Below are 24122 nucleotides of genomic sequence, written 5' to 3' on the forward strand. Positions count from 1 at the left end.
GACCGGAGGCGCCTCACGCCACCGGAGCTCTGGCAGCTTCCGAACGGCTTTGATCAACCGGCGCCAGTGGCGGCGCCTGTCGCGCCGGAGCGTTCCGAGGCGTAGCCGCGTTGCGTCCTGAGCTGGCCTCCACCGGAGCAGCTCCGGCGTCGCGCCAGGCGACGATCCAGATCAGGAAACCGAGAAGCGCAAGCGCAGCGCCGACGGGACCGGTGGAAGTCCACCCCAGCCCCTCGCGAATGGCCAAGCCGCCCAGGAACGGGCCGAGCGCATTGGCGGTGTTGAATGCCGAATGGTTGAGCGCGGCGGCGAGCGCCTGCGCATCTCCCGCGACGTCCATCAGCCGCGTTTGCAGGATGGCGCCGAGCGAGACGCTGGCGCCGATCGCGAAAATGTCGACCGCGAGCAGCCAGACATTGCCGGCGACAAGCGGAAACACCAGCAGCGCCGCGGCCGCAAACAGCAGAATGCAGCCCGCCGTCGGCATCAAGGCGCGGTCCGCGAAGCGCGGCACGAGCAGATTGCCGAGCGTGGCGCCGATGCCGAACACGGCGAGGAAGAACGGAATGACGGCGGGGCTGACCCTGGTGACCTCGATCAGCGTCGTCGCCAGATAGGTGTAGACGGCGAACATGCCGCCGAAGCCGATGGCGCCGATCGCCAGCGTGATCCAGACCCGGCCGTTTCTCAGCGCACTGAGCTCGCGCAGCGGATCCGACCCGCCGGCGTGGTCGCGCGGCGCGAACAGGGCGCACAGCAAGACCGTGAGCAGCGCCAGCACCGACACCAGGCCGAAGCTCGCGCGCCAGCCGAGCGCCTGGCCGATCAGATTGGCGAGGGCACGCCGATGATGGTGGCGCTGGTCAGGCCGAGCATCACCTGGCCGATCGCCTGCGAGCGACGGTGTTGAGGAACCAGCGAGGCTGCGACGAGGGCGGCGATGCCGAAATAGGCGCCGTGCGGCAATCCCGAGAGGAAGCGTGCCGCGATCATCGAGCCGAAGCCGGGCGCCAACGCGGTGAGCGCATTGCCGAGCGCGAACACGGCCATCAGGACCAGAAGCTGCGTGCGCCGCGCGAACCGCGCGCCGAGCACGGCGATCAGCGGCGCGCCCAGCACCACGCCGAGCGCGTAGGCGCTGATCGCATGTCGCGCGGTCGGCTCGTCGATGCCCAAGTCGGCGGCGAAAAACGGCAACAGGCTCATCGATGCGAATTCGGTGGTTCCGATCGCAAAGCCGCCCATCGCGAGCGAGAACAGGACGATGGCGAGGTGAGGGGGCGCTGAAGCGCGCGGCGAGGTCGCTTGAGGCGAGGTCGTCATGTGTCCTGCATTGGTGGCGTCAACGGGAACCAGCCCTTTGAAACGTCGCCACCCCTGCAAGATTTGTCCGCCGTACTTAAACCCGGATCAGCCTGCGTCAACACCGGAGATGCGATCCAGGGCACGCCGCATATCAGCGTCCCGATTTACTTGTGCCGACCCTAATCCGCACGCCTCGATCGGCGAGGCGATTTCTTCTGCGCAAAATACGGATTCGCGATGCACGTCGCCGAACGTCCAACGGCGAGATATCTGCACTGCTCGAGCGAGGCGTAGCGACAGTCGGCATAGCCGATGGGGCCGTAGATCTGCATGCAGACGGGATAGTTGGGATCATAGGTCTGCGCGCGCGAAGCTCCGCCCGCGAACAGCAGGCCGATCGCGACGAACGCGAGGCGGGCGCGGCGCATCTCAGCGCGGCACATAGTAGCCGGGTGAATAGCCGGGCGTCTGCGTGCGCGGACGGTTTTGATACGCATAGGGATCATCGCTTTGACCTGCGAAATAGGGATTGGCGATGCAGGTGAGCGCGCGGCCCGACGAGCTCGCCTGACACTGTGCGTAGGTGTCGAAGGTGCAATTGCTCAGCCCCGGCCATTCATCGCCGGTGAGGCAGAACGCATGATGCGTTCCGAAAGCAAGCGCCGGTGTGTTTGCGCTCAGTGTAAATGTGGCGAGCGCGAGAAAAAATGTGGCGACAATGGGGATGAAAATTTGTCTGCGCATATCAACTCTCCAATCACGCGAATGTGCGCGCGACGATGTTACGCGCGTCTGCAATTTATCTCGTGCAGCCGACAATGGAACTACAGAAAACTCTTGTTTCAAAGGGTTTCCAGCGCGCGCTGCTAAACGTTCATTAACGCAGCAGCGGCCTTTGGCTTCGACTGTTGCGTCGAGGTTACAGCAATTCCGTCGAGCGCTGTTATGACGACGCCACGGCCAGGGGGCCTAACGACGAAACTGGAACTGGAACGGGACTCAAATGAAGAAGAATTTGTTGCTCGCTGCTGTGAGCCTTGTCGCGCTCAGCGCGGCTGCGCCGGCGCTGGCCGCCGATCTCGCGGCTCGGCCGTACACCAAGGCGCCTGCGATGGTCGCCGCGATCTACGACTGGAGCGGCTTCTACATCGGCATCAACGGCGGCGGCGGTTCGTCGCACGCGACCTGGGATTTCGTCGGCGTGGGTCGTGAAGGTTCCCACGACGCGACCGGTGGCACGGTCGGTGGTCAGGTCGGTTATCGCTGGCAGTCCGGCCAGTGGGTGTTCGGCGTGGAAGGTCAGGGCAACTGGGCCGACTTCTCCGGCGACAACACCAGCGCGCTGTTCGCCACCCGCAACCGCACCAAGATCGATGCGTTCGGCCTGATCACCGGCCAGGTCGGTTATGCCTGGAACAACGTCCTCGTCTACGTCAAGGGCGGTGCGGCTGTGGTCAGCGACAAGTACGAGATCTCCAACCTCGCTGGCGCGGTGCTCTCGTCGGCCAACGACACCCGCTGGGGTGGCACCGTCGGTGCTGGCCTCGAGTACGGCTTCGCGCCGAACTGGTCGGTTGGCGTCGAGTACAACCACATCTTCCTGTCGGATAAGGACGTCACCTTCGCTGGCTTCGCCGGCGCCGAGCGCATCAAGCAGGACGTCGACATGGGTCTCGTCCGCCTGAACTACAAGTTCGGCGGCCCGATCCTCGGCCGTTACTGATACCAATCGCTCTTCGAACGGTTGTCGAAAGCCCCGGCCACTGGCCGGGGCTTTTTTATTGTTTGAATTCAGCGAGTTAACCATCCTGTCTCAGGTTGGCTCAGAATGCTTGACTCCTAAGAACGAAATGAGAACAATGTTCTGCATACGTTCCAGCAAGGGAGCAGGCCATGTTCAGGATTTTCGTGGAAGAAGCCGCCGCACTGGCGTCGATCACGTTGTTCGTCGGGATGATCGCCATCTGGGCCCAGGTGATTCCGCAGCTCTAGACCGGCGGTTTTGTAACCCGAAGGTCGGGAACCCGAGCGGAGCCTTGTTGGAGATGCCCCTTGGGGAAAAGCAGGACGACGCAGCCTATCGGCCGCTCCGGAATGGACTCTGGCACGGCGACGCCCCACCATCGTGAGGCGAGTCGGCCGGCGGTGCAGAACCCCTTGGAGCCGGCGTCCGCTCCATCCCATCTGCAAGAGGCCGTCACGCGACCATGCCGAGCGCCGGATTTGTCCACCTTCACGTTCACTCGGCCTATTCGCTGCTCAAGGGCTCGATCAAGATCGCCAAGCTCGCCGAGCTTGCCAAGAAAGACCACCAGCCGGCCCTGGCGCTGACCGACACCGACAATCTGTTCGGTGCGCTGGAATTCTCCGACAAGATGGCGGGCTCCGGCATCCAGCCGATCGTCGGCTGCGAGCTCGCAATCGATTTCGGCGACCAGGATCCCAATGCGCGCAACGCGATGGCGCCGTCGCGCGTGGTGCTGCTGGCCGCGCAGGAGCGCGGCTATCGCAGCCTGATGCGGCTGAACTCGCGCGCCTTCCTCGAGTCGCCTGACAGCCATGCCCCGTTCATCAAGTTCGACTGGTTCGAGGGTGAGACCGAAGGGCTGATCGCGCTCACCGGCGGCCCGGACGGCCCGATCTCGCTGGCGTTTGCCGGCGGCCTTGCCGAGCTTGCGGCTGCGCGCTGCGAGCGTCTCGCCGGCCTGTTCGGCGATCGCCTCTACATCGAGTTGCAGCGCCACAACACCGACAAGGAGCGGCGCATCGAGAGCGGGCTGATCGACCTCGCCTATGCGAAGGGCCTGCCGCTGGTTGCGACCAACGAGCCGTATTTCGCCACGACCGACGATTACGAGGCGCATGACGCGCTCTTGTGTATCGCCGGCGGGCGGCTGATCGCCGAGACCGATCGCGTCCAGCTCACGCCCGATCACCGCTTCAAGACCCGCGCCGAGATGGCGGTGCTGTTCGCCGACATTCCGGAGGCGCTGGCCTCGACCGTGGAAATCGCCGAGCGCTGTTCGTTCCGCCCGATGACGCGCAAGCCGATCTTGCCGTTCTTCACCGTCGGCGCCGCCGCGAGCTCCGATGCGGCCGCGGTCGAGGCGGCCGAATTGAAGCGCCAGGCGGAGGAGGGGCTCGCCAATCGCCTCAGCGTGCACGGCCTCTCGCAGGGCACTACCGAGGAGGATTACAACAAGCGCCTGGCGTTCGAGCTCGACGTCATCATGCGCATGAAATACGCCGGCTACTTCCTGATCGTGTCCGACTTCATCAAATGGGCGAAGGGCCAAGGCATCCCGGTCGGGCCGGGCCGCGGCTCCGGCGCCGGCTCGCTGGTGGCGTGGGCGCTGACCATCACCGATCTCGATCCGATCAAGTTCGGCCTGCTGTTCGAACGCTTCCTCAATCCGGAGCGCGTCTCGATGCCGGACTTCGACATCGACTTCTGCCAGGATCGCCGCGGCGAGGTGATCAGGTACGTCCAGGAGCGCTATGGCCGCGACCAGGTGGCGCAGATCATCACCTTCGGTACGCTGCAGGCGCGCGGCGTGCTGCGCGACGTCGGCCGCGTGCTGCAGATGCCCTATGGCCAGGTCGACAAGCTGACCAAGCTGGTGCCGCAGAATCCTGCCGCGCCCGTGACGCTGGCCGCTGCGATCGAGAGCGAGCCGAAACTCCAGGCGTTCCGCGACGAAGACCCCGTGGTGGCGCGCGCCTTCGACATCGCCCAGCGCCTCGAAGGCCTGACCCGCCACGCCTCGACGCACGCGGCCGGCATCGTGATCGGCGATCGCCCCTTGAGCGAACTCGTGCCGATGTATCGCGATCCCAAATCCGACATGCCGGTGACCCAGTTCAACATGAAATGGGTCGAGCCGGCGGGCCTCGTGAAGTTCGACTTCCTCGGCCTGAAGACGCTGACCGTGCTCGACGTCGCGTGCAAGCTGCTCAAGCCGCGCGACATCCATGTCGATCTCGCCACGCTGCCGATCGACGATGCCGAGAGCTATCAGATGCTGGCCCGCGGCGAGGTGGTCGGCGTGTTCCAGGTTGAAAGCCAGGGCATGCGGCGCGCGCTGGTCGACATGCGCCCCGACCGTTTCGAGGACATCATCGCGCTGGTCGCGCTGTATCGCCCGGGCCCGATGGCGAACATCCCGACCTATTGCTCGCGCAAGCATGGCGACGAGGAGCCGGAATATCTGCATCCCGTGCTGGAGCCGATCCTGAAGGAGACCTTCGGCGTCATCATCTACCAGGAACAGGTGATGCAGATCGCGCAGGTGATGTCGGGCTATTCGCTCGGCGACGCCGACCTCCTGCGCCGCGCCATGGGCAAGAAGATCCGCGCCGAGATGGACAAGCAGCGCGACATCTTCGTCGCCGGCGCGGTCAAGAACGGCGTGCCGAAAGCGCAGGCCGAGACCATCTTCGAATTGCTCGCCAAGTTCGCCGACTACGGCTTCAACAAGAGCCACGCGGCGGCCTATGCGCTGGTGTCCTATCACACCGCCTACATGAAGGCGCATTATCCGGTGGAGTTTATCGCGGCGTCGATGACGCTCGATCTGAACAACACGGACAAGCTTTCCGAATTCCGTTCCGAGGCGCAGCGCCTCGGCATCAAGGTCGAGCCGCCGAACATCAACCGTTCCGGCGCGACCTTCGAGGTCGGCGACAAGGTCATCTACTATGCGCTTGCAGCGCTCAAGGGCGTCGGCATCCAGGCGATCGAGCAGATCATCGAGGAACGCACCAAGCGCGGGCTGTTCACCTCGCTCGCCGACTTCGCCGCGCGGGTCAATCCGCGCGCAATCAACAAGCGCATCATCGAAAGCTTAGCTGCCGCCGGCGCCTTCGACACGCTGGAGCCGAACCGCGCGCGCGTCTTCGCCGGCGCGGACGCGATCCTCGCGGCCTGCCAGCGCGCGCACCAGGCCGAGACCATCGGCCAGAACGACATGTTCGGCATGTCGGCGGACGCGCCGACCATCATGCTGCCGCAGATCGAGCCGTGGCTGCCGGCCGAGCGGCTGCGCCGCGAATATGACGCGATCGGCTTCTTCCTGTCCGGACATCCGCTCGACGATTACGCCACCGTGCTGAAGCGCCTACGGGTGCAGAGCTGGGCGGAATTCTCGCGCGCGGTGAAGACCGGCGCCACCGCCGGCAAGGTCGCGGCCACCGTCGTCTCGCGCATGGAGCGGCGCACCAAGACCGGCAACAAGATGGGCATCATGGGATTGTCCGATCCCACGGGCCATTTCGAGGCGGTGCTGTTCTCCGAAGGCCTTGCGCAATATCGCGACGTGCTGGAGCCGGGCGCTGCCGTGCTGCTGCAGCTGGGCGCCGAGCTCCAGGGCGAGGACGTCCGCGCCCGCGTGCTGCACGCCGAGCCGCTGGATGATGCCGCCGCCAAGACGCAGAAGGGCCTGCGCATCTTCCTGCGCGACACCAAGCCGCTGGAATCGATCGCCAAGCGGCTCGCGGGGCCCGAGATGGCGGCGTCGAACGGCGGCGCGCCAAAAGTCGGCAGCCCCGGCATCGCGCCGCGCTCCAACGGCGATGGCGAGGTCTCGCTGGTGATGATGCTCGACCTCGAGACCGAGGTCGAGATGAAGCTGCCCGGCCGCTTCAAGGTCTCGCCGCAGATCGCGGGTGCCATCAAGGCGGTCGCGGGCGTCGTGGACGTGCAGCAGCTGTAGGGCGCGACGAGATTTACGCCGTTGCGTGCTCTTGCGGTCGATCGCGAATGGATGGAGGCGGGCGCAGGCCCGTGCAGTCATCGCTTCGGCTTCGCGGCATGGTTTGCGTTGCAGCAAGCGTAAGTTGCGTCAATCATTATTGGTGATTTCTTCACGTCAGCGGACCTATGATCGCGACGATTCCATTCGTCCGCTGCACCTGGGGAAACGTCACATGTGCGAAAAATGCTCTGAGGTTCGCCTCAATCACGACATGGGACCGTCGCGGCGCGCCGCGATGCTGTTTGGCGCCTCCGCGCTGGGCCTCGCCTTGACCGGCAGTGCCTTCGCCAAGGAGACCAAGGCGCCGCCAAAACCGCAGAACGTGCTGTCGCCCGACGCGGCGCTGAAGCGGCTGATGGAAGGCAATGCGCGCTATGTCGACGGCGTGTCGCGGCGGCACGATTTCAAGCATGAGCGCGAGGCGCTGGCCGGCGGGCAGAACCCGTTCGCGGCCGTGCTGAGCTGCGCCGATTCGCGCATCGCGCCGGAATACGCCTTCGATAGCGGCCGCGGCGATCTGTTCGTCTGCCGCGTCGCCGGAAATTTTGCCGGCACCGAGACCGTCGCCAGCATGGAATATGCGGTCGCGGTGCTGGGCGCGCCGCTGATCCTGGTGCTCGGCCATGACAGCTGCGGCGCGGTCGATGCGACGCTGAAGGCGATCAAGGACGACAAGCCGCCGCCGGGCCACATTCCTTCGCTGGTCGATGCGATCGCGCCCTCCGCAAAGGCAGCGATGCAGCAGGGCGGGGACGTGCTCAACAAGGCGATCCGGCAGAACGTGATCGACAACGTCGGCAAGCTGAAGTCGGCCGCGCCGATCCTCAATGCGGCCGTGGAGCAGGGCAAGCTGAAGGTCGTCGGCGGCATCTACCGGCTCACGACCGGGACGGTCGACCTGATCGCGCAAGGCTAACGCGCAAGGCTGAACGAGTTGGTTGACGCGCTGATCGCCTCGCGCCGGTTCGTCGTCGCGAGGCTTACGCGTGCCTGACGCAGCTGCCTGACGCCGACGCCATGCCGCCGCCTCAATCCGGGCATCTCGTTCAAGCTCCATTCAGCTGGCCGCGCATCTGATGCGCTGTGGCCACCTCAACAACAAAAGCGGGCACAAGCCATGCGTGGGACGCTCAAAGTCTTCATATGCCTTCTCCTGCCGATCGCGGTCCTCGCCGCGGGGGCACAGCAGCCAGCCCGTGCGCAGCAGCAGGAAAAGCGCATCGCGCTCGTGGTCGGCAACGGCGCCTATGCCAAGTCGCCGCTGGCGACGACCGCGAACGATGCCGGCCTGATCGCGCAGACGCTGCAGGCGGCGGGCTTCGATGTCGTCGGCGCGCGCGATCTCGACGGCGACACGCTGCGCAAGAGCTTTCGCGATTTCATCCAGAAGGCGCAGGCCTCCGGTCCAGGCACCGTCGCGATGATCTATCTGTCCGGCTACGGCGTGCAGCTTGCCGGCGAGAACTATTTCATCCCGGTCGATTCCAACATCACCCGCGACACCGACATTCCGACCGAAGCCTTGCGCATCAGCGACTATGCGCGCCAGCTCGCGTCCGTTCCGCTGAAGGCCAACATCGTCGTGCTGGATGCCGCACGGGCGCAGCCCTTCATCGAAGGCGGCCAGCCGATCGCGAGCGGGCTTGCCCTGGTCGAGCCTGATCCGAACATGCTGATCGCGTTCAATGCCGCGCCCGGTACGGTGGCGCCGGAAGAGCCGGGGCCTTACGGCATCTACGCGCAGTCGCTGGCCGAGATGATCCGCACCGGCGGCCTGCCGCTGGCCGAGGTGTTCGACCGCGTCCGCCTGCGCGTCAACGAAGCCAGCAAGGGCGCACAGGTGCCCTGGAACGAGCAGAAGATATCGGCGCCATTCTCGTTCTTCGAACGCGGGCCCGACGCGCCGCCGCCGGAGACCGCGCCCGACCAGGTCGCCGCGATCCGCAACAAGCCGATCCGCGATCTCGGCGTGCAGGATGCCTATGCCGCCGCGCTCGAGCGCGACACGCTGCCGGCCTATGAGGAGTTCCTCGCCGCCTATCCCGGCGATCCCATGGCCAAGCGCGTGATGGCGATCGTGGCGGCGCGCCGCGAGGCGATCACCTGGCGGCGGACCTACCGCAACGATACGCCGGAGGCCTATTGGTCCTATCTGCGTCGCTATCCGCGCGGGCCGCATGCGGCCGACGCGCGGCGGCGCCTGGCGATCCTCACCGCACCGGCCGAGCCGCCGCCGAGCTTTGCGATGATCGACTACGACGTGCCGCCCCCGCCGCCGGAGGAGGTGGTCTATGTCGACCGTCCGGTGCTGTATTTCAGCGATCCCGATTTCGGCTTCGCGCCGCCTCCGCCGCCGCCGGTCTACTACCTGCCGCCGCCGCCGCCGGATTTCGTCGTGCTGCCGCCGCCGCTGCCCGTGGTCGGCCTGTTCGTGCTGCCGCAGCCGGTGTTCGTGCCGATCCCGGTGTTCGTCAGGCCGCCGGTCTATGTCGCGCCGCCGCCGAACAACATCATCTACCAGAACATCCATAATACGACGGTGATCAACACCGTGATCAACCAGCCGCCGGCACCGGCACCCGCTGCGGGGGGAGGAGCCGGAGGGCCGGGCAATCTGACGCCGGCGATTGCCGGCCGCGCCAATTCCGTAGGGCCAGTCCTGCCGCAGGCCGCCACGCAGCGCGCCGCCTTGATCCAGCAAGGCAAGGCGCCGATGCCGCCGAGCGCGACGATCCAGCCGACCGTGAGGCCCGGGATACGTCCAGTGGCGCCGGCGAATGTCGCGCCGACCGCGGCGCCAACCGTTGCGCCGCAGACCAGGCTGCCGCAGGCCAACACTTTGCCGATCCCGGGCGCCCATGGTGGCCCGCCGGCGCCGCCGGCGGGGGCAGGGCCGCTTCCGGGCGGCAGGCCCGCACCGACGGCGACCGCACCCGGCGGGACACCGCCGACCCATCCGGGGGCGCCGACGACCGCGGCTCCCGGCACGACGCTACCGGGTCATCCCGGTGCGCCAACGGTGGCCGCGCCGGCGACAGCTGCGCCCGCCACGACAAACCCGACCGCCGTGCCCGTGCAACCGCCGAAACCGCCTGTGGCCCAGACCCCGCCCGGGATTCGGCCTGGGGATCACCCGAAGTCCGCAACCCGGGAGCCGGCCGTCTCGCCGCCCGCTGCCGGGACGCCTCCCGGCGCCGCGGCGCGACCGGTCGTACCGCCGCCCTCGGCCGCGCGTGAGCCGATCAGGCCGCAGAATCACCCGTCGGCCCCGCCACAGGCGGCCAGACCGGCGCCACCGCCACCGCGGCCCCAGGCTGTGGCGCGGCCCACGCCGCCACCTCCGCCACGGGTGTCGGCGCCTCCGCCAAGGATGGCCGCGCCTCCGCCGCCACGACCGGCGCCCCCGGTTGCGGCCGCGCGACCGGCGCCTCCGCCAATGGCGCGACCCGCGCCGCCCCCGCCGGTCGCCCGGCCGGCGCCACCGCCGCCACCCCGGATGGCCGTCGCGCCGCCGCCGCGCCCGGCAGCACCCCCGCCGCGTCCTGCGGCTCCGCCGCCGGCCGCAAAGAAGTGCCCGCCCAACCAGCCCAAGTGCTAGGCAAAGTGCCAGGCGGTAGCGTGGTCTTTACGGAAGGGGCCTCTCGCGGGCGAAAACCGCCCCCGAAAGGCCCTTATTTCCTTGCTTCTGGCCGAAATGGCGCTATATAGCGCGCCATCTCACACGGAAACATGGCTCACAAGGCCGTCCGGTGGCAGCCGGGGCGAGAACGCTCCGTTTTGCTCACACGTTTCCGGAGGAACCAACCGGAGAATTAGAACGATGGCACTACCCGATTTCACTATGCGTCAGTTGCTCGAAGCTGGCGTGCACTTTGGTCACCAGTCTCACCGCTGGAATCCGAAAATGGCGCCGTTCATTTTCGGCGCCCGCAACAACATCCACATCGTCGACCTCGCCCAGACCGTGCCGATGCTGCACAACGCCTTGCAGGCGGTCAGCGACACGGTTGCCAAGGGCGGCCGCATCCTGTTCGTCGGCACCAAGCGCCAGGCGCAGGACGGCGTCGCGGACGCGGCCAAGCGCTGCGCGCAGTACTTCGTCAATTCGCGCTGGCTCGGCGGCACGCTGACCAACTGGAAGACGATCTCGGCCTCGATCAAGCGCCTGCGTCACCTCGACGACGTGCTGTCCGGCGGCGATGCCAGCTCCTACACCAAGAAGGAGCGCCTGACGCTTCAGCGCGAGCGCGACAAGCTCGATCGCTCGCTCGGCGGCATCAAGGACATGGGCGGTCTGCCCGACCTGATCTTCGTGATCGACACCAACAAGGAAGACATCGCGATCCAGGAAGCCCAGCGGCTCAACATCCCGGTCGCCGCGATCGTCGACACCAATTCCGACCCCAAGGGCATCACCTATGTGGTGCCGGGCAATGACGACGCCGGCCGTGCGATCGCGCTCTATTGCGATCTGATCGCGCGTGCGGCGATCGACGGTATTTCGCGCGCTCAGGGCGATTCGGGCATCGACATCGGTGCATCGACCCGTCCGCTGGCCGAAGAGCTGCCGGCGGCGTCGTCGAGCGGCTTCCAGGGCCTTGCCGGTCCGCGCGGCACCGCCGACGACCTCAAGAAGCTCCCGGGCGTGTCGGGTGCGATCGAGAAGAAGTTCAACGACCTCGGGATCTTCCACTACTGGCAGCTCGCCGAGCTCGATCACGACACCGCGCACAAGATCGGCGAAGAAGTTGGTCTGCCGAGCCGCGCGGATGCCTGGGTGGCCAAGGCCAAGGCGCTGACCGCGGAAGCGGAATAGTCAAAAAGAGCGATGGGTTGGCCGGATAGGATCCGGCCACCATTTCAGTTGACGCGAATTCCTGAGATGGACCGCGGCGGGGCGATTGAATGCCACGCCGCGGCGAACCGGCAGGTAAAAAGGATTTTCAACGATGGCAACGATCACAGCCGCGATGGTCAAGGACCTGCGCGAGTCGACCGGCGCGGGCATGATGGACTGCAAGGCCGCGCTGACCGAAAACGACGGCAACATGGAAGCCGCGCAGGACTGGCTGCGCAAGAAGGGCCTGTCGAAGGCCGCCAAGAAGTCGGGCCGCGTCGCGGCCGAGGGCCTGATCGGCGCGCTGACCAAGGGTACCAAGGGCGTCGTCGTCGAGGTCAACTCCGAGACCGACTTCGTCGCGCGCAATGGCCAGTTCCAGGGTCTGGTCAAGATGGTCGCCCAGGTCGCATTCGACGCCGGCTCCGATGTCGAGAAGATCAAGGCCGCCAAGGTCGGCGACGTCACGGTCGAGGCCGCGATCAATGACGCGATCGCCACCATCGGCGAGAACATGACGCTGCGTCGCGCGGCTTCGCTCGAAGTGAGCCAGGGCGTGGTGTCGAGCTACGTCCACGGCGCGGTCGTCGATGGCGCAGGCAAGATGGGCGTGATCGTGGCGCTGGAATCGCCCGGCAAGGCCGACGAACTCGCAACGCTCGGTCGCCAGATCGCGATGCATATCGCCGCCACCAACCCGCTCGCGCTCGATCCGACCGGCCTCGATCCGGCGGTCGTCAAGCGCGAGAAGGACGTGCTCGCCGACAAGTATCGCCAGCAGGGCAAGCCGGAGAACGTGATCGAGAAGATCGTCGAGTCCGGTCTCAAGACCTACTACAAGGAAGTCTGCCTGCTCGAGCAGGCCTTCATCCACGACACCGGCAAGTCGGTGGCGCAGGCGGTGAAGGAAGCCGAAGGCAAGGTCGGCGGCGCCGTGAAGATCGCGGGCTTTGTGCGCTATGCTCTCGGCGAGGGAATCGAGAAGCAGGAAAGCGACTTCGCGGCCGAGGTCGCGGCCGCCAGCGGCAAGAAGTAAGCGCCGGAACGTTCCTTCCGGCGTGCCGCCGGAAGCGGCACCCGGACAAGGAAAGTGCTCATGACTGATCCGGTCTATCGACGCGTCGTGATCAAGCTGTCCGGCGAGTATCTCGCGGGACAGCTGGGGTTTGGCATCGATCAGCCGACCATCGACCGGGTTGCGGACGATCTGATCGCGGCCCGCAAGCTCGGTACCGAGGTTGCGGTCGTGATCGGCGGCGGCAACATGGTCCGCGGCGTCGAGGTCTCCTCCCGGGGGGTCTCGCGCACGACCGGCGACACCATGGGCATGCTCGCCACCATGATGAACTGCCTCGCGCTGGAAGCGGCGATCGAGCGCAAGGGTACGCCGGCGCGCACGCTGTCGGCCTTCGTCATGCCCGAGATTTCCGAGCTGTTCACCCGTACTGCGGCGCACAAATACCTCGCCGAGGGCCGGATCGTGCTGCTCGGCGGCGGAACCGGCAATCCGTTCTTCACCACCGATACGACCGCGGTGCTGCGCGCCGCCGAGATCGGGGCCGAGGCGGTGCTGAAGGCGACCAATGTCGACGGCGTCTACTCGGCCGACCCGAAGAAGGACCCGAGCGCCACGCGGTTCGACCGCCTGACGCATTCGCAGGCGATCGAGGGCGGCTACAAGGTGATGGATGCGACCGCCTTCGCGCTTGCCCGCGAGACGTCGCTGCCTATCATCGTGTTCTCGATCGCGGAGCCGGGTTCGATCGGCGCGATTCTGCGTGGCGTCGGCCACGGAACCATTGTCGCCGGCTGACCGCTCGTCGGTCGCGCCCAAGGAAGGGCGCGGAGAGGTCGCCGGGATTTTGAAGGAGAAACGTGATGTCCACGGGTAATTTCGACCTCAACGAAGTGAAGCGCCGCATGCAGGGCGCCGTCGCCTCGCTCAAGCACGAGCTTGGCGGTCTGCGCACCGGCCGCGCCTCCGCCTCGATGCTCGATCCGGTCCAGGTCGATGCCTATGGCAGCCACATGCCACTGAACCAGCTCGCCACCGTCAGCGTGCCGGAACCGCGGCTGATCTCGGTGCAGGTCTGGGACAAGTCGATGGTCAAGGCGGTGGAGAAGGCGATCGTCGATTCCAATCTCGGCCTGTCGCCTGCGACCGAAGGCCAGGTGCTGCGCCTGCGCATCCCCGAGCTCAACGAGGAGCGGCGCAAGGAGCTCGTCAAGGTCGCGCACAAATACGCCGAAGCCGCCAAGGTCGCCGCGCGTCACGTCCGCCGCGATGGTCTCGACGTCCTCAAGAAGCTCGAAAAGAATCACGAGATGTCCGAGGACGACCAGAAGCGTCACGCCGACGAGGTGCAGAAAGCGACCGACGGCACGATCTCCGAGATCGACCAGTTGCTGGCCGCCAAGGAAAAAGAAATCCTCACCGTCTAAAGCGCGAGGAATGGTCATCGCGCTTTAGATTATTGTTTGCGCATGATCTTTTCGGAAAACCGCTTCGCACTTTTCCGGATCATGCTTTGAGGCCGCCATAATGTCCAACGCCGCCGCGCCAGCAACGGAAGGACCCGACCGGTCCGAGGCGCCCGCGCATGTTGCCATCATCATGGATGGCAACGGGCGTTGGGCGGCTGCGCGCGGCCTGCCGCGGGCGGAAGGTCACCGACGCGGCGTGGAGGCCCTGCGCCGCGTGGTGCGTGCCTCGCACGAGCTCGGCATCCGCTATCTCACCATCTTCTCGTTCTCTTCGGAGAACTGGTCGCGCCCGGCCAGCGAGATCGGCGATCTCTTCGGCCTGCTCCGCCGCTTCATCCGCAACGATCTGGCGAGCCTGCATCGCGACGGCGTCAAGGTCCGCATCATCGGCGAGCGCGACGGGCTCGAGGGCGACATCTGCGCGCTGCTGAACGAGGCCGAGGAACTGACGCGCGACAACACGCGCCTCACGCTCGTCGTCGCCTTCAACTACGGTTCGCGGCATGAGATCGCGAAAGCGGCGCAGAAGCTCGCGCGCGAGGTCGCGGAGGGCAAACGCGATCCTGATACGATCGACGCCGAGACGCTCGGGGCGCATCTCGATGCACCCGACATTCCCGACCCTGATCTCATCATCCGCACCAGTGGCGAGCAGCGGCTGTCCAATTTCCTGATGTGGCAGGCCGCCTATAGCGAGCTCGTCTTCGTGCCGATCCACTGGCCCGATTTCGACAAGGCGGCGCTGGAAGGCGCGATCGCCGAATTTGCCAGGCGCGAACGCCGCTTCGGCGGCCTGGTCGCGAAATCAGCCTCGTGAGCGAATCCGACGCCGCACCGGCGGGCGCCAAGCCTGCCCCGAGCAATCTCGTGATGCGAGTCCTCGCAGCGCTGGTGCTGGCGCCGCTGACCATTGCGATCGCTTATGCCGGCGGCTGGCTGTGGGCGCTCCTCGTCACCCTGGTGTCGATCGGGCTGTTCGCGGAATGGCTGACGGTGGTGGGCGCGGGGTCGGCCGCGCTGACCGGGGCAGGGACGATCGTTCTTGCAATGATGGGGTCCTGTGTCGCCTTCGGCGCACTCAAGACCGCCGTCATCGTCGGCCTCATCGGCGGTGCCATCGTGACGCTGATCGCGCGGGGCAAGTTCATCTGGGCAGCCACGGGATTCGCCTATGCATCGGCGGCGCTACTGGCTTCGATCCTGCTGCGGAAGGATCTCGTCAACGGCTTCTCCGCGCTGATGTTCGTGCTGCTAGTGGTGTGGGCAACCGATATCGGTGGTTATTTCGCCGGCCGCGGCATTGGCGGGCCGAAGCTATGGCCGCGCGTGAGCCCGAAGAAGACCTGGTCCGGAGCGCTCGGTGGCTTCGTGGCGAGCCTTGCAGTCGCGGCGGGCTTTGCCGCCTGCGGGTTTGGAAAGGCGGTTCCGCTGCTGCTCGTCAGCGCCGTCCTGTCGGTGGTATCACAGGCCGGCGATCTCTTCGAATCCGCGGTGAAGCGGCGGTTTGGTGTCAAGGATTCCAGTCACTTAATTCCCGGCCATGGCGGGCTTATGGATCGCCTGGACGGCTTTGTCGCAGCCATCCTGATGGCATGGATTATCGGTTTTCTCCGTCACGGTGTGCATAGCGCCGGAAGCGGTCTTATGGTTTGGTGAGGATATGAGCGCAGTCCCTTTGCGTAACAACAAGGCTGCGGCGACTGCCGTCCGCAGCGTCACGGTTCTCGGCGCCACCGGCTCGATCGGCGACAGCACGATGGATCTGCTGCGCGCCTCGCCCGAGCGCTATCGCGTCGAGGCGCTGACGGCGAACGGCAATGTCGAAGCGCTGGCGAAGCTCGCCAAGGAATTCTCCGCGCGCTACGTCGCGATCGCCGACACCTCCAAGCTCGCCGAGCTCAAGGCCGCGTTGGCCGGGACCAGCACCGAATGCGGCGCCGGCGAAAGCGCGGTGATCGAGGCTGGCGCACGTCCGGCCGATTGGGTGATGGCGGCCGTGAGTGGAGCTGCCGGACTGAAGCCGGCCCTGGCGGCGGTCGATCGTGGTGCGCATGTCGCGCTCGCCAACAAGGAATGCCTCGTCTGCGCCGGCGATTTCTTCATGCAGCGTGCGGCGAAAGCGGGCGCGTGCATCCTGCCGGCCGATTCCGAGCACAATGCGCTGTTCCAGGCGCTCGCCTCGGGCAATCGCGACGAGCTCGTCCGCGTCATCATCACCGCCTCGGGCGGCCCGTTCCGGACCTGGAAGCCGGCCGATATCGAGCAGGCGACGCTGGAGCAGGCCCTGAAGCATCCGAACTGGAGCATGGGCCAGAAGATCACGATCGATTCCGCCTCGATGATGAACAAGGGCCTCGAGGTGATCGAGGCGTCCTATCTGTTCGCGCTCTCGCCCGACGAGATCGACGTCGTCGTTCATCCGCAGTCGATCATCCACGGCATGGTCGAGTTTTCCGATTGCTCGGTGATGGCCCAGCTCGGCGCCCCCGACATGCGCACGCCGATTGCGCACTGCCTAGGTTGGCCCGATCGCATCAAGGGGCCGGCCGCCAAGCTCGATCTGGCCAAGATCGGCCAGCTGACCTTCGAGACGCCCGATTTCGAGCGCTTCCCCGGACTTCGCCTGGCCTATGATTCGCTGCGGACCGGGAAGGGGGCGACCACCGTCTACAACGCCGCCAACGAGGTTGCGGTTGCCGCCTTCATCGCCGGCAAGATCCGGTTCGGCGCGATCGCCAGGTTGGTGGAGGCGACGCTGGACGACTGGATCCGCGGTGGGAACCAGGCGCCCCTGACGTCCGCGGACGATGCAATCTCTGTTGACCATGTTGCTCGAAATAGAGCCGCCGCCCTATTGCCTCAAATTGCCTTAAAGGCATCCTAGTTGGTTCGGGGCCAGGGCCTTGCGGCGCTGGATGAGGGAAATCGATGATCGACTTTTTTGTCCATAGTTTCAATACGTTGAGCCATGGGCTCCTCGGCTACGCGGTTCCCTTCCTGTTCGTCCTGACCATCGTCGTGTTCTTCCACGAACTCGGCCATTTCCTGGTCGCGCGGTGGGCCGGCGTGCGCGTGTTAACGTTTTCACTCGGTTTCGGACCCGAACTGGTCGGTTTCAACGACCGCCATGGCACTCGCTGGAAGCTCTCCGCGATCCCGCTGGGCGGCTACGTCAAGTTCTTCGGTGACGAGAGCGAGGCCTCCACTCCCTCGGCCGAGACGCTCGCCGCGATGTCGGCCGAGGAGCGCGCCGGCAGCTTCCACCACAAGAAGGTTGGTCCGCGCGCCGCCATCGTCGCGGCCGGACCGATCGCCAATTTCATCCTGGGCGCGCTGATCTTCGCCGGCATGGCGCTGTATTACGGCAAGCCGAGCACGATCGCGCGCGTCGACGGCGTGGTTGCCGAAGGCGCGGCTGCCGCGGCCGGCTTCAAGATCGGCGACGTCGTCGTCCAGATCGACGGCAAGCCGATCGAGAGCTTCGCCGACATGCAGCGAATCGTTGCGATGAATGCCGGTTCGGCACTTGCGTTCCAGGTGAAGCGGGACGGCGCCATCGTCTCGCTGACCGCGACGCCGGCGCTGCTCGAGCGCAAGGATCCGTTCGGCAACAGCCATCGTGTCGGCGTGCTCGGCGTCGAGCACAAGTCGCAGGCCGGGGAGGCCTCGACCGCTCCGGTGGGCGTTGGCGAGGCGCTCAAGATCGGGGTCGAGCAGGTCTGGTTCATCATCACCAGCACCTTCAAGTTCCTGGGCTCGCTGTTCGTCGGAAACGGCAATCCCAACGAGGTCAGCGGCGTTCTCGGAATCGCGAAGATGTCGGGGCAGGCGGCCAGCGCCGGGTTCCAGTTCGTGATCAATCTGTGCGCGGTGCTGTCGGTGTCGATCGGTCTGTTGAACCTGTTCCCGATTCCGCTGCTCGATGGCGGTCACCTTATGTTCTATGCGGCGGAAATCGTCCGCGGCCGGCCCCTGTCCGAGCGGACTCAGGAGATGGGCTTCCGAATCGGGCTGGGTTTGGTGCTGATGTTGATGGTCTTTGCGACCTACAACGACATTCTGCGGATGGCCGCATCCTGATAGGGGCTTTTTTGTGGCGTTGCTGTTGAGCAACGTCTTGGAATGAAATTGAAATCACGACGCTTTCGGCCGTTTGCGGCGTCGGCGAAATTGGCTACAAGCGGCCTGAACTTGGGGAATCTCCAGACCGGCGTTGGGGTTGGGTCTGGCTCGGAATGATAAGGGCGCGTTGCGCATGAAGTTTGGACTGCGACTCCGGGGGGGCTTGCTCGCAACCCTGATCATGTTCGGCGCGCCGGTGGTTGCCCCGGTCGGGGCTGTTTTTGTGTCTTCGTCTGCGCTCGCTCAGACCGTTCAGTCGATTTCCGTCGAAGGAAATCGCCGTGTCGAGGTGGAGACGATCCGCTCCTACTTCAAGCCGGGTCCCGGCGGCCGCCTGGATCAAGGCGCCATCGACGACGGCCTCAAGGCCTTGATCGAGACCGGCCTGTTCCAGGACGTGAAGATCAACCGTGGTTCCGGCGGTCAGATCATCGTCTCCGTGGTGGAAAACCCGGTGATCGGTCGCATTGCCTTCGAGGGCAACAAGAAGATCAAGGACGAGCAGCTCTCCGCCGAGGTCCAGTCCAAGGCGCGCGGCACCTTCTCCCGCGCCATGGTGCAGTCCGACACGCTGCGAATCGCTGAAATCTATCGCCGCTCGGGCCGCTATGATGTGCGCGTCACGCCTGAAATCATCGAGCAGCCGAACAATCGCGTCGACCTCATCTTCACGGTCAACGAGGGCGCCAAGACCGGCGTCAAGTCGATAGATTTCGTCGGCAACGTCGCGTTCTCGTCCTACCGCCTGCGGGACGTCATCAAGACGCGCGAATCCAACCTGCTGAGCTTCCTCGCCAGCGGCGACATCTACGATCCGGATCGCGTCGAGGCCGACCGCGACCTGATCCGCCGCTTCTATCTCAAGCACGGTTTCGCCGACGTCCAGGTGGTGGCCGCGCTCACCGAATACGATCCGGAAAAGAAGGGCTTCAACGTCACCTTCAAGATCGAGGAAGGCCCTCAGTACCGCGTCGGCGCGGTCGATATCCGCTCCAGCATTACGAACTTCGATCCCGCCTCGATGCGCGCCTATTCGCGCGTCAATGTCGGCTCGCTATACAACGTCGAATCGGTCGAGAAGTCGGTCGAGGAGATGCAGATCGAGGCCGCGCGCCGCGGTTATGCCTTTGCCGTGGTCCGTCCGGGCGGCGACCGCAACTTCGAGGCGCACACCGTCTCGGTCGTGTTCAACATCGACGAGGGCCCGCGCACCTATATCGAGCGCATCAACCTGCGCGGCAACACCCGCACCCGTGACTACGTGATCCGTCGCGAGTTCGACCTCTCTGAGGGCGATGCCTACAACCGCGCGCTGGTCGACCGTGCCGAGCGGCGCCTGAAGAACCTCGACTATTTCAAGAGCGTGAAGATCACGACCGAGCCCGGCTCGTCGAGCGACCGCGTGATCCTGATCGTCGACATGGAAGAGAAATCGACCGGTGACTTCTCGATCTCGGGCGGCTACTCCACCACCGACGGTGCGCTGGCTGAAGTCTCGATCTCCGAGCGCAACTTGCTCGGCCGCGGCCTGTTCGCCAAGGCGTCGGTGACCTACGGCCAGTACGCGCGCGGCTACTCGCTGTCGTTCGTCGAACCCTATCTGCTCGACTACCGCGTCGCGCTCGGCCTCGACCTCTATCAGCGTGAGCAGAAGTCCAACAGCTACATCTCCTACGGCACCAAGACGCTCGGCTTCTCGCCGCGCCTCGGCTTCTCCCTGCGTGAAGATCTGGCACTCCAGGTGCGCTACTCGATCTATCGGCAGGAAATCACGCTGCCGTACTACCTGGCGAACTGTAACAACGTAGCCGGTTCGGCGGCATTCAACCCGAGCCCGGCCTACGCCAACCTCAACGGCCTCGACCTGAGCTCGACCAACGGCCTCGGCTGCTACAGCGACGGTGAAGCCTCGCTGCCGGTCCGCAGGGAGCTTGCCAATGGCAAGACCCTGACCTCGGCGCTCGGCTACACGCTGAGCTACAACACGCTGGACAACAACAAGAACCCCACCGACGGCCTGCTCGTCGACTTCCGTCAGGACTTCGCCGGCGTCGGCGGCGACGTCACCTACCTGAAGAGCGTCATCGACGCGAAGTACTACGCCCCGCTGGTGTCCGATATCGTCGGTCTCGTTCACCTCCAGACCGGCATGCTGAACAAGCTGGGCAGTGATCTGCGCATGCTCGATCACTTCCAGATGGGTCCGAACCTCGTCCGCGGCTTTGCTCCGAATGGCATCGGTCCGCGCGACCTGAATCCCTTTGGCACGCAGGATGCGCTTGGCGGCACCAAGTACTGGGGCGCTTCGCTCGAATTGCAGATGCCGTTCTGGTTCCTGCCGAAGGAAGTGGGTCTGAAGGGCGCGGTCTATGCCGACGCCGGCGGCCTGTACGACTACCAGGGACCGACGACGTGGTCGGTAACGAATGAGATGACCACGACGAAGAACTCGAACTGTATCCCGTCGACCATCAATCCGCCCTCGGCCGGAACTTGTACCGGCTTGGTGTATGACAACGGCAATGTCGTCCGCTCGTCGGTCGGTGTCGGCCTGATCTGGCAGTCGCCGTTCGGACCGCTGCGCTTCGACTACGCCGTGCCGCTCACCAAGGGCGCTCACGACCGCACGCAGGAGTTCCGGTTCGGCGGCGGCACCACGTTCTAGTTCGATCAGCACGGCACGATCCGGATCACAGGAGCCGGTTTCCGAAAGGGATCGTGCCGATCCAAGAGATGAGGCATGATGCGGCCTGACCGCTTCATGCCGAAGCCGGACCGCGACGGGGTGGAATGGCGCAGCCGATCTTCTTCAAGAAACCGCCGGCCTCAGCGCTGGTCGACATCGCCGCGCTGACCAAGGCGCAGTTGGTCGACCCCGCCAGGGGCGGCCAAATCATCACGGGTCTCGCTTCGCTCGACGAAGCGGGCCCGATGCATCTGGCGTTCTTCGACAACCTGAAATATGCCGACGAGCTGAAGGCGACCAAGGCCGGCGCGTGCCTCGTGAGTCCGCGCTTCGAGGCCCAGGTGCCCGCGCATGTGGCCGTGCTGCGGGTGGCGCAGCCCTTCCGTGCCTTCGTCAGGATCGCCCGGGAATGGCATGGCGATGCGCTGCGCCCGCAGTCCTGGTTCGGCAATACCGGCATTGCGCCGTCGGCGATCATCGACCCTTCGGCGCGGCTCGAGGACGACGTCATCGTCGAGCCGCTCACCGTCATCGGCCCCGATGTCGAGATCGGCAGCGGCACAGTGGTCGGCGCCGGCGTGGTCATTGGCCCGGGCGTCAAGATCGGCCGGGACTGCAATGTCGGTGCCCGCACGGCGATCCAGTGCGCGCTGATCGGCAACGACGTGCTGATCCATCCCGGCTGCTCGATCGGCCAGGACGGCTACGGCTTCATCTTCTTCGGTCCCGAGGGCCATCTGAAGGTTCCCCAGACCGGCCGGGTGCTGATCCAGAACAATGTGGAAATCGGCGCCGGCACCACCATCGATCGCGGATCCTTGCGTGACACCGTGATCGGGGAGGGCACCAAAATCGACAACCAGGTCCAGATCGGCCACAATGTGACGATCGGCCGGAATTGCCTGCTGGCGGCCCAGATCGGACTCGCCGGCAGCCTGACGATCGGCGACAACGTGGCGCTGGGAGCAAAGGTTGGCATCAACAATCACCTCAAGATCGGCGATGGGGCCCAGGTCACCGCGATGAGCGGCGTCAAGGACGACATCCCGGCGGGCGGACGCTGGGGTGGTTTTTTTGCCAAGCCGACCAAGCAGTGGTTCAAGGAAATTATCGCGGTGGAGCGCCTGGTACGCGACAGCAAGGCCGAACCGAAGGACGAGGGACGGGAATGACGGCGGAATCACCTGTTAAGTTCGAGCTGGTGGATATCAATGCGATCCTCCGGACGCTGCCGCACCGTTTTCCGATGCTGCTGATCGACCGCGTCATCAACATCCGCGCCGACTACAGCGGCATCGGCATCAAGAACGTCACCTTCAACGAGCCGGCCTTCCAGGGACATTTCCCGGAACGCCCGGTCTATCCCGGCGTGATGATGATCGAAGCCATGGCGCAGACCGCCGGCGTCATCGGCATCACGTCCGTCGAGGGTACCGAGAAGCCGCGCGCGGTGTATTTCCTCACCATCGACAAGTGCAAGTTCCGCAAGCCCGTGCTGCCCGGCGACACCATCGAATATCACATGCGTTCGATCGGACGCCGCAAAGCGATGTGGTGGTTTCACGGCGACGCCAAGGTCAACGGCCAGGTGGTCGCGGAAGCCGATGTCGGCGCCATGCTGACGGACTGAGCGGACGGCGCTCACCCGTTGCAATCGTAGCGGCTGCCGGCGTCCTCGCGCCTGATATTGTGGTTGAAGAACTGCCCCATGGACGGCGCGCCCAGGAGGCGCTCGACCGTATCGGGGTCGACGCCGCAATAGCGGTCATAGGCGCCGTTGATCGCGACGATCAGGTTGTGCTGCGCGCGGTCGTAACAGACCCGCTGAAGCACTGTGCTGCGGGTGATGTCGCGGCATTCGAATGTCGCGAGGTCGACGGGGCGGCGTTCGCCGGTCTCGACCGTCTCGGAGACGATCGGCGCGGCCGTCAGCTGTGCGAGCAGGAGTGCCAGGGCCCTGACCATGGTAACCAAAAGCTCCACGTGAACGCGTTGATGCCCCGAGCCGGGCGCCTCATCCGGCACTTGAAACAGGCAGAGATGATACGTCACTGGACAGATCGGGCATAGTCGCGCTAACCAGCCGAAAACCAAGCGACTTCAACATATAATCAGACCTTCTTGACGAGTTAGATTGCTTGATGAGCAAGATTGATCCCACCGCACGGGTCGAGGACGGCGCCGTGATCGGCGAGGGCACCGAGATCGGACCCTATTGCCTCATCGGCCCCAATGTCGTGATCGGCAAAGACTGCAAGCTGATCGGACATGTGCATGTCACGGCGCAGACCACCATCGGTGACGATTGCACCATTTATCCCTTCGCTTCGCTCGGCACGCCGCCGCAATCGCTCAGCTATCGCGGCGAGCTGACGAAGCTCCAGATCGGCTCGGGCTGCACCATCCGCGAATCCGTGACCATGAACGCCGGCACGGTCGCTGGCGGCGGCATCACCACGGTCGGTGACCGCGGCTATTTCATGAACTGCAGCCATGTCGGCCATGACTGCCATGTCGGCAACGACGTGATCTTCGCGACCTCGGCAACGCTCGGCGGTCACGCCGAGATCGGCGACTTCGTCTTCATCGGCGGCTTGTCCGCGGTGCACCAGTTTACCCGCATCGGGCCGCAGGTCATGGTGGGTGGCGTCTGCGGCGTGCGCGACGACATCATTCCGTTCGGGCTGGTCAACGGCCAGTATGCTGTGCTCGAGGGCCTCAACATCATCGGCATGAAGCGGCGCAAATTCACCAAGCAGCGGCTGGCGACGGTGCGCGGGTTCTACCAAAAACTCTTCCACGGGCCGGGCACCTTTGCCGAGCGGCTTGAGGCTTCCCGGCCGCTCGCCGGCGAAGATCCGGCCATCGCCGAAATCCTCGACTTCATCGGCAAGGGCAAGCGCCCGCTCTGTCTTCCCGCCATCGAAAAGTGATC

General features: G+C 65.3%; 19 protein-coding genes and 1 pseudogene. 16 read left to right on the plus strand and 4 right to left on the minus strand.

The window, feature by feature from the left end:
* Positions 1–13: 13 nt before the first annotated feature.
* From RAD15_RS15855 to RAD15_RS15865, 3 genes and pseudogenes are all read right to left on the minus strand, one after another.
* Positions 14–1323: pseudogene (locus RAD15_RS15855) on the minus strand (MFS transporter).
* Positions 1324–1484: 161 nt separating this feature from the next.
* Positions 1485–1733: a DUF3551 domain-containing protein gene (locus RAD15_RS15860; RefSeq protein WP_458178956.1), complete on the minus strand. Its 249-nt coding sequence runs from the start codon at positions 1731–1733 to the stop codon at positions 1485–1487.
* Between the two features lies 1 nt (position 1734).
* Positions 1735–2049: a DUF3551 domain-containing protein gene (locus RAD15_RS15865; RefSeq protein WP_458179127.1), complete on the minus strand. Its 315-nt coding sequence runs from the start codon at positions 2047–2049 to the stop codon at positions 1735–1737.
* Positions 2050–2308: 259 nt separating this feature from the next.
* Here RAD15_RS15865 and RAD15_RS15870 point away from each other — a divergent pair, with 259 nt between their 5' ends.
* The 15 genes from RAD15_RS15870 (at position 2309) to fabZ (ending at position 22817) form a co-directional block, all read left to right on the plus strand.
* Positions 2309–3028, plus strand: a complete 720-nt coding sequence (locus RAD15_RS15870) for an outer membrane protein (protein ID WP_458178958.1) — start codon at positions 2309–2311, stop codon at positions 3026–3028.
* Between the two features lie 484 nt (positions 3029–3512).
* Positions 3513–7016, plus strand: coding sequence for a DNA polymerase III subunit alpha (dnaE, locus tag RAD15_RS15875; RefSeq protein WP_458178960.1), 3504 nt, complete (start codon positions 3513–3515; stop codon positions 7014–7016).
* A 214-nt stretch (positions 7017–7230) separates the two neighbouring features.
* The gene (locus RAD15_RS15880; RefSeq protein WP_458178962.1) at positions 7231–7974 is read left to right on the plus strand and encodes a carbonic anhydrase; all 744 of its coding nucleotides are present in this window, start codon (positions 7231–7233) and stop codon (positions 7972–7974) included.
* Between the two features lie 201 nt (positions 7975–8175).
* A complete protein-coding gene (locus RAD15_RS15885) occupies positions 8176–10656 on the plus strand; it encodes a caspase family protein (protein WP_458178964.1) in 2481 nt (826 codons plus the stop codon).
* Between the two features lie 222 nt (positions 10657–10878).
* Entirely contained in the window at positions 10879–11874 is a 996-nt protein-coding gene (locus tag RAD15_RS15890; protein ID WP_458178966.1) for a 30S ribosomal protein S2, read from the plus strand.
* Between the two features lie 133 nt (positions 11875–12007).
* Positions 12008–12931: a translation elongation factor Ts gene (gene tsf, locus RAD15_RS15895; protein WP_458178968.1), complete on the plus strand. Its 924-nt coding sequence runs from the start codon at positions 12008–12010 to the stop codon at positions 12929–12931.
* 60 nt (positions 12932–12991) lie between these two features.
* Positions 12992–13708, plus strand: coding sequence for a UMP kinase (gene pyrH, locus RAD15_RS15900; protein ID WP_458178970.1), 717 nt, complete (start codon positions 12992–12994; stop codon positions 13706–13708).
* A 65-nt stretch (positions 13709–13773) separates the two neighbouring features.
* Positions 13774–14337 (plus strand): ribosome recycling factor, encoded by a 564-nt coding sequence (gene frr / locus RAD15_RS15905; RefSeq protein WP_458178972.1) that lies wholly within the window; start codon positions 13774–13776, stop codon positions 14335–14337.
* Positions 14338–14437: 100 nt separating this feature from the next.
* Positions 14438–15196, plus strand: coding sequence for an isoprenyl transferase (locus RAD15_RS15910; protein ID WP_458178974.1), 759 nt, complete (start codon positions 14438–14440; stop codon positions 15194–15196).
* A complete protein-coding gene (locus RAD15_RS15915; RefSeq protein WP_458178976.1) occupies positions 15193–16035 on the plus strand; it encodes a phosphatidate cytidylyltransferase in 843 nt (280 codons plus the stop codon). Before RAD15_RS15910 ends, RAD15_RS15915 begins: the two co-directional genes overlap by 4 nt.
* Positions 16036–16039: 4 nt before the next feature.
* Complete coding sequence (dxr, locus tag RAD15_RS15920) at positions 16040–17263, plus strand: 1-deoxy-D-xylulose-5-phosphate reductoisomerase (RefSeq protein ID WP_458178978.1); 1224 nt, start codon at positions 16040–16042, stop codon at positions 17261–17263.
* A 44-nt stretch (positions 17264–17307) separates the two neighbouring features.
* Entirely contained in the window at positions 17308–18459 is a 1152-nt protein-coding gene (gene rseP / locus RAD15_RS15925) for an RIP metalloprotease RseP (RefSeq protein WP_458178980.1), read from the plus strand.
* A gap of 175 nt (positions 18460–18634) precedes the next feature.
* Complete coding sequence (bamA, locus tag RAD15_RS15930; RefSeq protein WP_458178982.1) at positions 18635–21166, plus strand: outer membrane protein assembly factor BamA; 2532 nt, start codon at positions 18635–18637, stop codon at positions 21164–21166.
* 125 nt (positions 21167–21291) lie between these two features.
* Entirely contained in the window at positions 21292–22359 is a 1068-nt protein-coding gene (lpxD, locus tag RAD15_RS15935) for a UDP-3-O-(3-hydroxymyristoyl)glucosamine N-acyltransferase (protein WP_458178984.1), read from the plus strand.
* Positions 22356–22817 carry a 3-hydroxyacyl-ACP dehydratase FabZ gene (fabZ, locus tag RAD15_RS15940; RefSeq protein ID WP_092028759.1) on the plus strand — a complete coding sequence of 154 codons (462 nt, stop codon included), beginning with the start codon at positions 22356–22358 and terminating at the stop codon, positions 22815–22817. Before lpxD ends, fabZ begins: the two co-directional genes overlap by 4 nt.
* An 11-nt stretch (positions 22818–22828) precedes the next feature.
* Here fabZ and RAD15_RS15945 read toward each other — a convergent pair whose 3' ends face one another.
* Positions 22829–23152, minus strand: a complete 324-nt coding sequence (locus tag RAD15_RS15945; RefSeq protein WP_458178986.1) for a KTSC domain-containing protein — start codon at positions 23150–23152, stop codon at positions 22829–22831.
* A 176-nt stretch (positions 23153–23328) separates the two neighbouring features.
* On the opposite strand from RAD15_RS15945, the gene lpxA reads away from it, so the two are divergent.
* Positions 23329–24120 (plus strand): acyl-ACP--UDP-N-acetylglucosamine O-acyltransferase, encoded by a 792-nt coding sequence (gene lpxA, locus RAD15_RS15950; RefSeq protein ID WP_458178988.1) that lies wholly within the window; start codon positions 23329–23331, stop codon positions 24118–24120.
* The last annotated feature ends 2 nt before the right edge of the window (positions 24121–24122 follow it).

The organism is Bradyrhizobium sp. 14AA (assembly GCF_054185205.1).

What these genes read in the sequence shown, in the direction of transcription:
- dxr (WP_458178978.1), top strand. Translation starts at nt 16,040, where the DNA reads ATGAGCGCAGTCCCTTTGCGTAACAACAAGGCTGCGGCGACTGCCGTC.
- fabZ (WP_092028759.1), top strand. Translation starts at nt 22,356, where the DNA reads ATGACGGCGGAATCACCTGTTAAGTTCGAGCTGGTGGATATCAATGCG.
- RAD15_RS15860 (WP_458178956.1), bottom strand. Translation starts at nt 1,733, where the DNA reads ATGCGCCGCGCCCGCCTCGCGTTCGTCGCGATCGGCCTGCTGTTCGCG.
- RAD15_RS15865 (WP_458179127.1), bottom strand. Translation starts at nt 2,049, where the DNA reads ATGCGCAGACAAATTTTCATCCCCATTGTCGCCACATTTTTTCTCGCG.
- lpxD (WP_458178984.1), top strand. Translation starts at nt 21,292, where the DNA reads ATGGCGCAGCCGATCTTCTTCAAGAAACCGCCGGCCTCAGCGCTGGTC.
- RAD15_RS15885 (WP_458178964.1), top strand. Translation starts at nt 8,176, where the DNA reads ATGCGTGGGACGCTCAAAGTCTTCATATGCCTTCTCCTGCCGATCGCG.
- pyrH (WP_458178970.1), top strand. Translation starts at nt 12,992, where the DNA reads ATGACTGATCCGGTCTATCGACGCGTCGTGATCAAGCTGTCCGGCGAG.
- RAD15_RS15945 (WP_458178986.1), bottom strand. Translation starts at nt 23,152, where the DNA reads ATGGTCAGGGCCCTGGCACTCCTGCTCGCACAGCTGACGGCCGCGCCG.
- bamA (WP_458178982.1), top strand. Translation starts at nt 18,635, where the DNA reads ATGAAGTTTGGACTGCGACTCCGGGGGGGCTTGCTCGCAACCCTGATC.
- tsf (WP_458178968.1), top strand. Translation starts at nt 12,008, where the DNA reads ATGGCAACGATCACAGCCGCGATGGTCAAGGACCTGCGCGAGTCGACC.
- RAD15_RS15880 (WP_458178962.1), top strand. Translation starts at nt 7,231, where the DNA reads ATGTGCGAAAAATGCTCTGAGGTTCGCCTCAATCACGACATGGGACCG.
- RAD15_RS15890 (WP_458178966.1), top strand. Translation starts at nt 10,879, where the DNA reads ATGGCACTACCCGATTTCACTATGCGTCAGTTGCTCGAAGCTGGCGTG.
- dnaE (WP_458178960.1), top strand. Translation starts at nt 3,513, where the DNA reads ATGCCGAGCGCCGGATTTGTCCACCTTCACGTTCACTCGGCCTATTCG.
- frr (WP_458178972.1), top strand. Translation starts at nt 13,774, where the DNA reads ATGTCCACGGGTAATTTCGACCTCAACGAAGTGAAGCGCCGCATGCAG.
- RAD15_RS15870 (WP_458178958.1), top strand. Translation starts at nt 2,309, where the DNA reads ATGAAGAAGAATTTGTTGCTCGCTGCTGTGAGCCTTGTCGCGCTCAGC.
- rseP (WP_458178980.1), top strand. Translation starts at nt 17,308, where the DNA reads ATGATCGACTTTTTTGTCCATAGTTTCAATACGTTGAGCCATGGGCTC.
- RAD15_RS15910 (WP_458178974.1), top strand. Translation starts at nt 14,438, where the DNA reads ATGTCCAACGCCGCCGCGCCAGCAACGGAAGGACCCGACCGGTCCGAG.
- lpxA (WP_458178988.1), top strand. Translation starts at nt 23,329, where the DNA reads ATGAGCAAGATTGATCCCACCGCACGGGTCGAGGACGGCGCCGTGATC.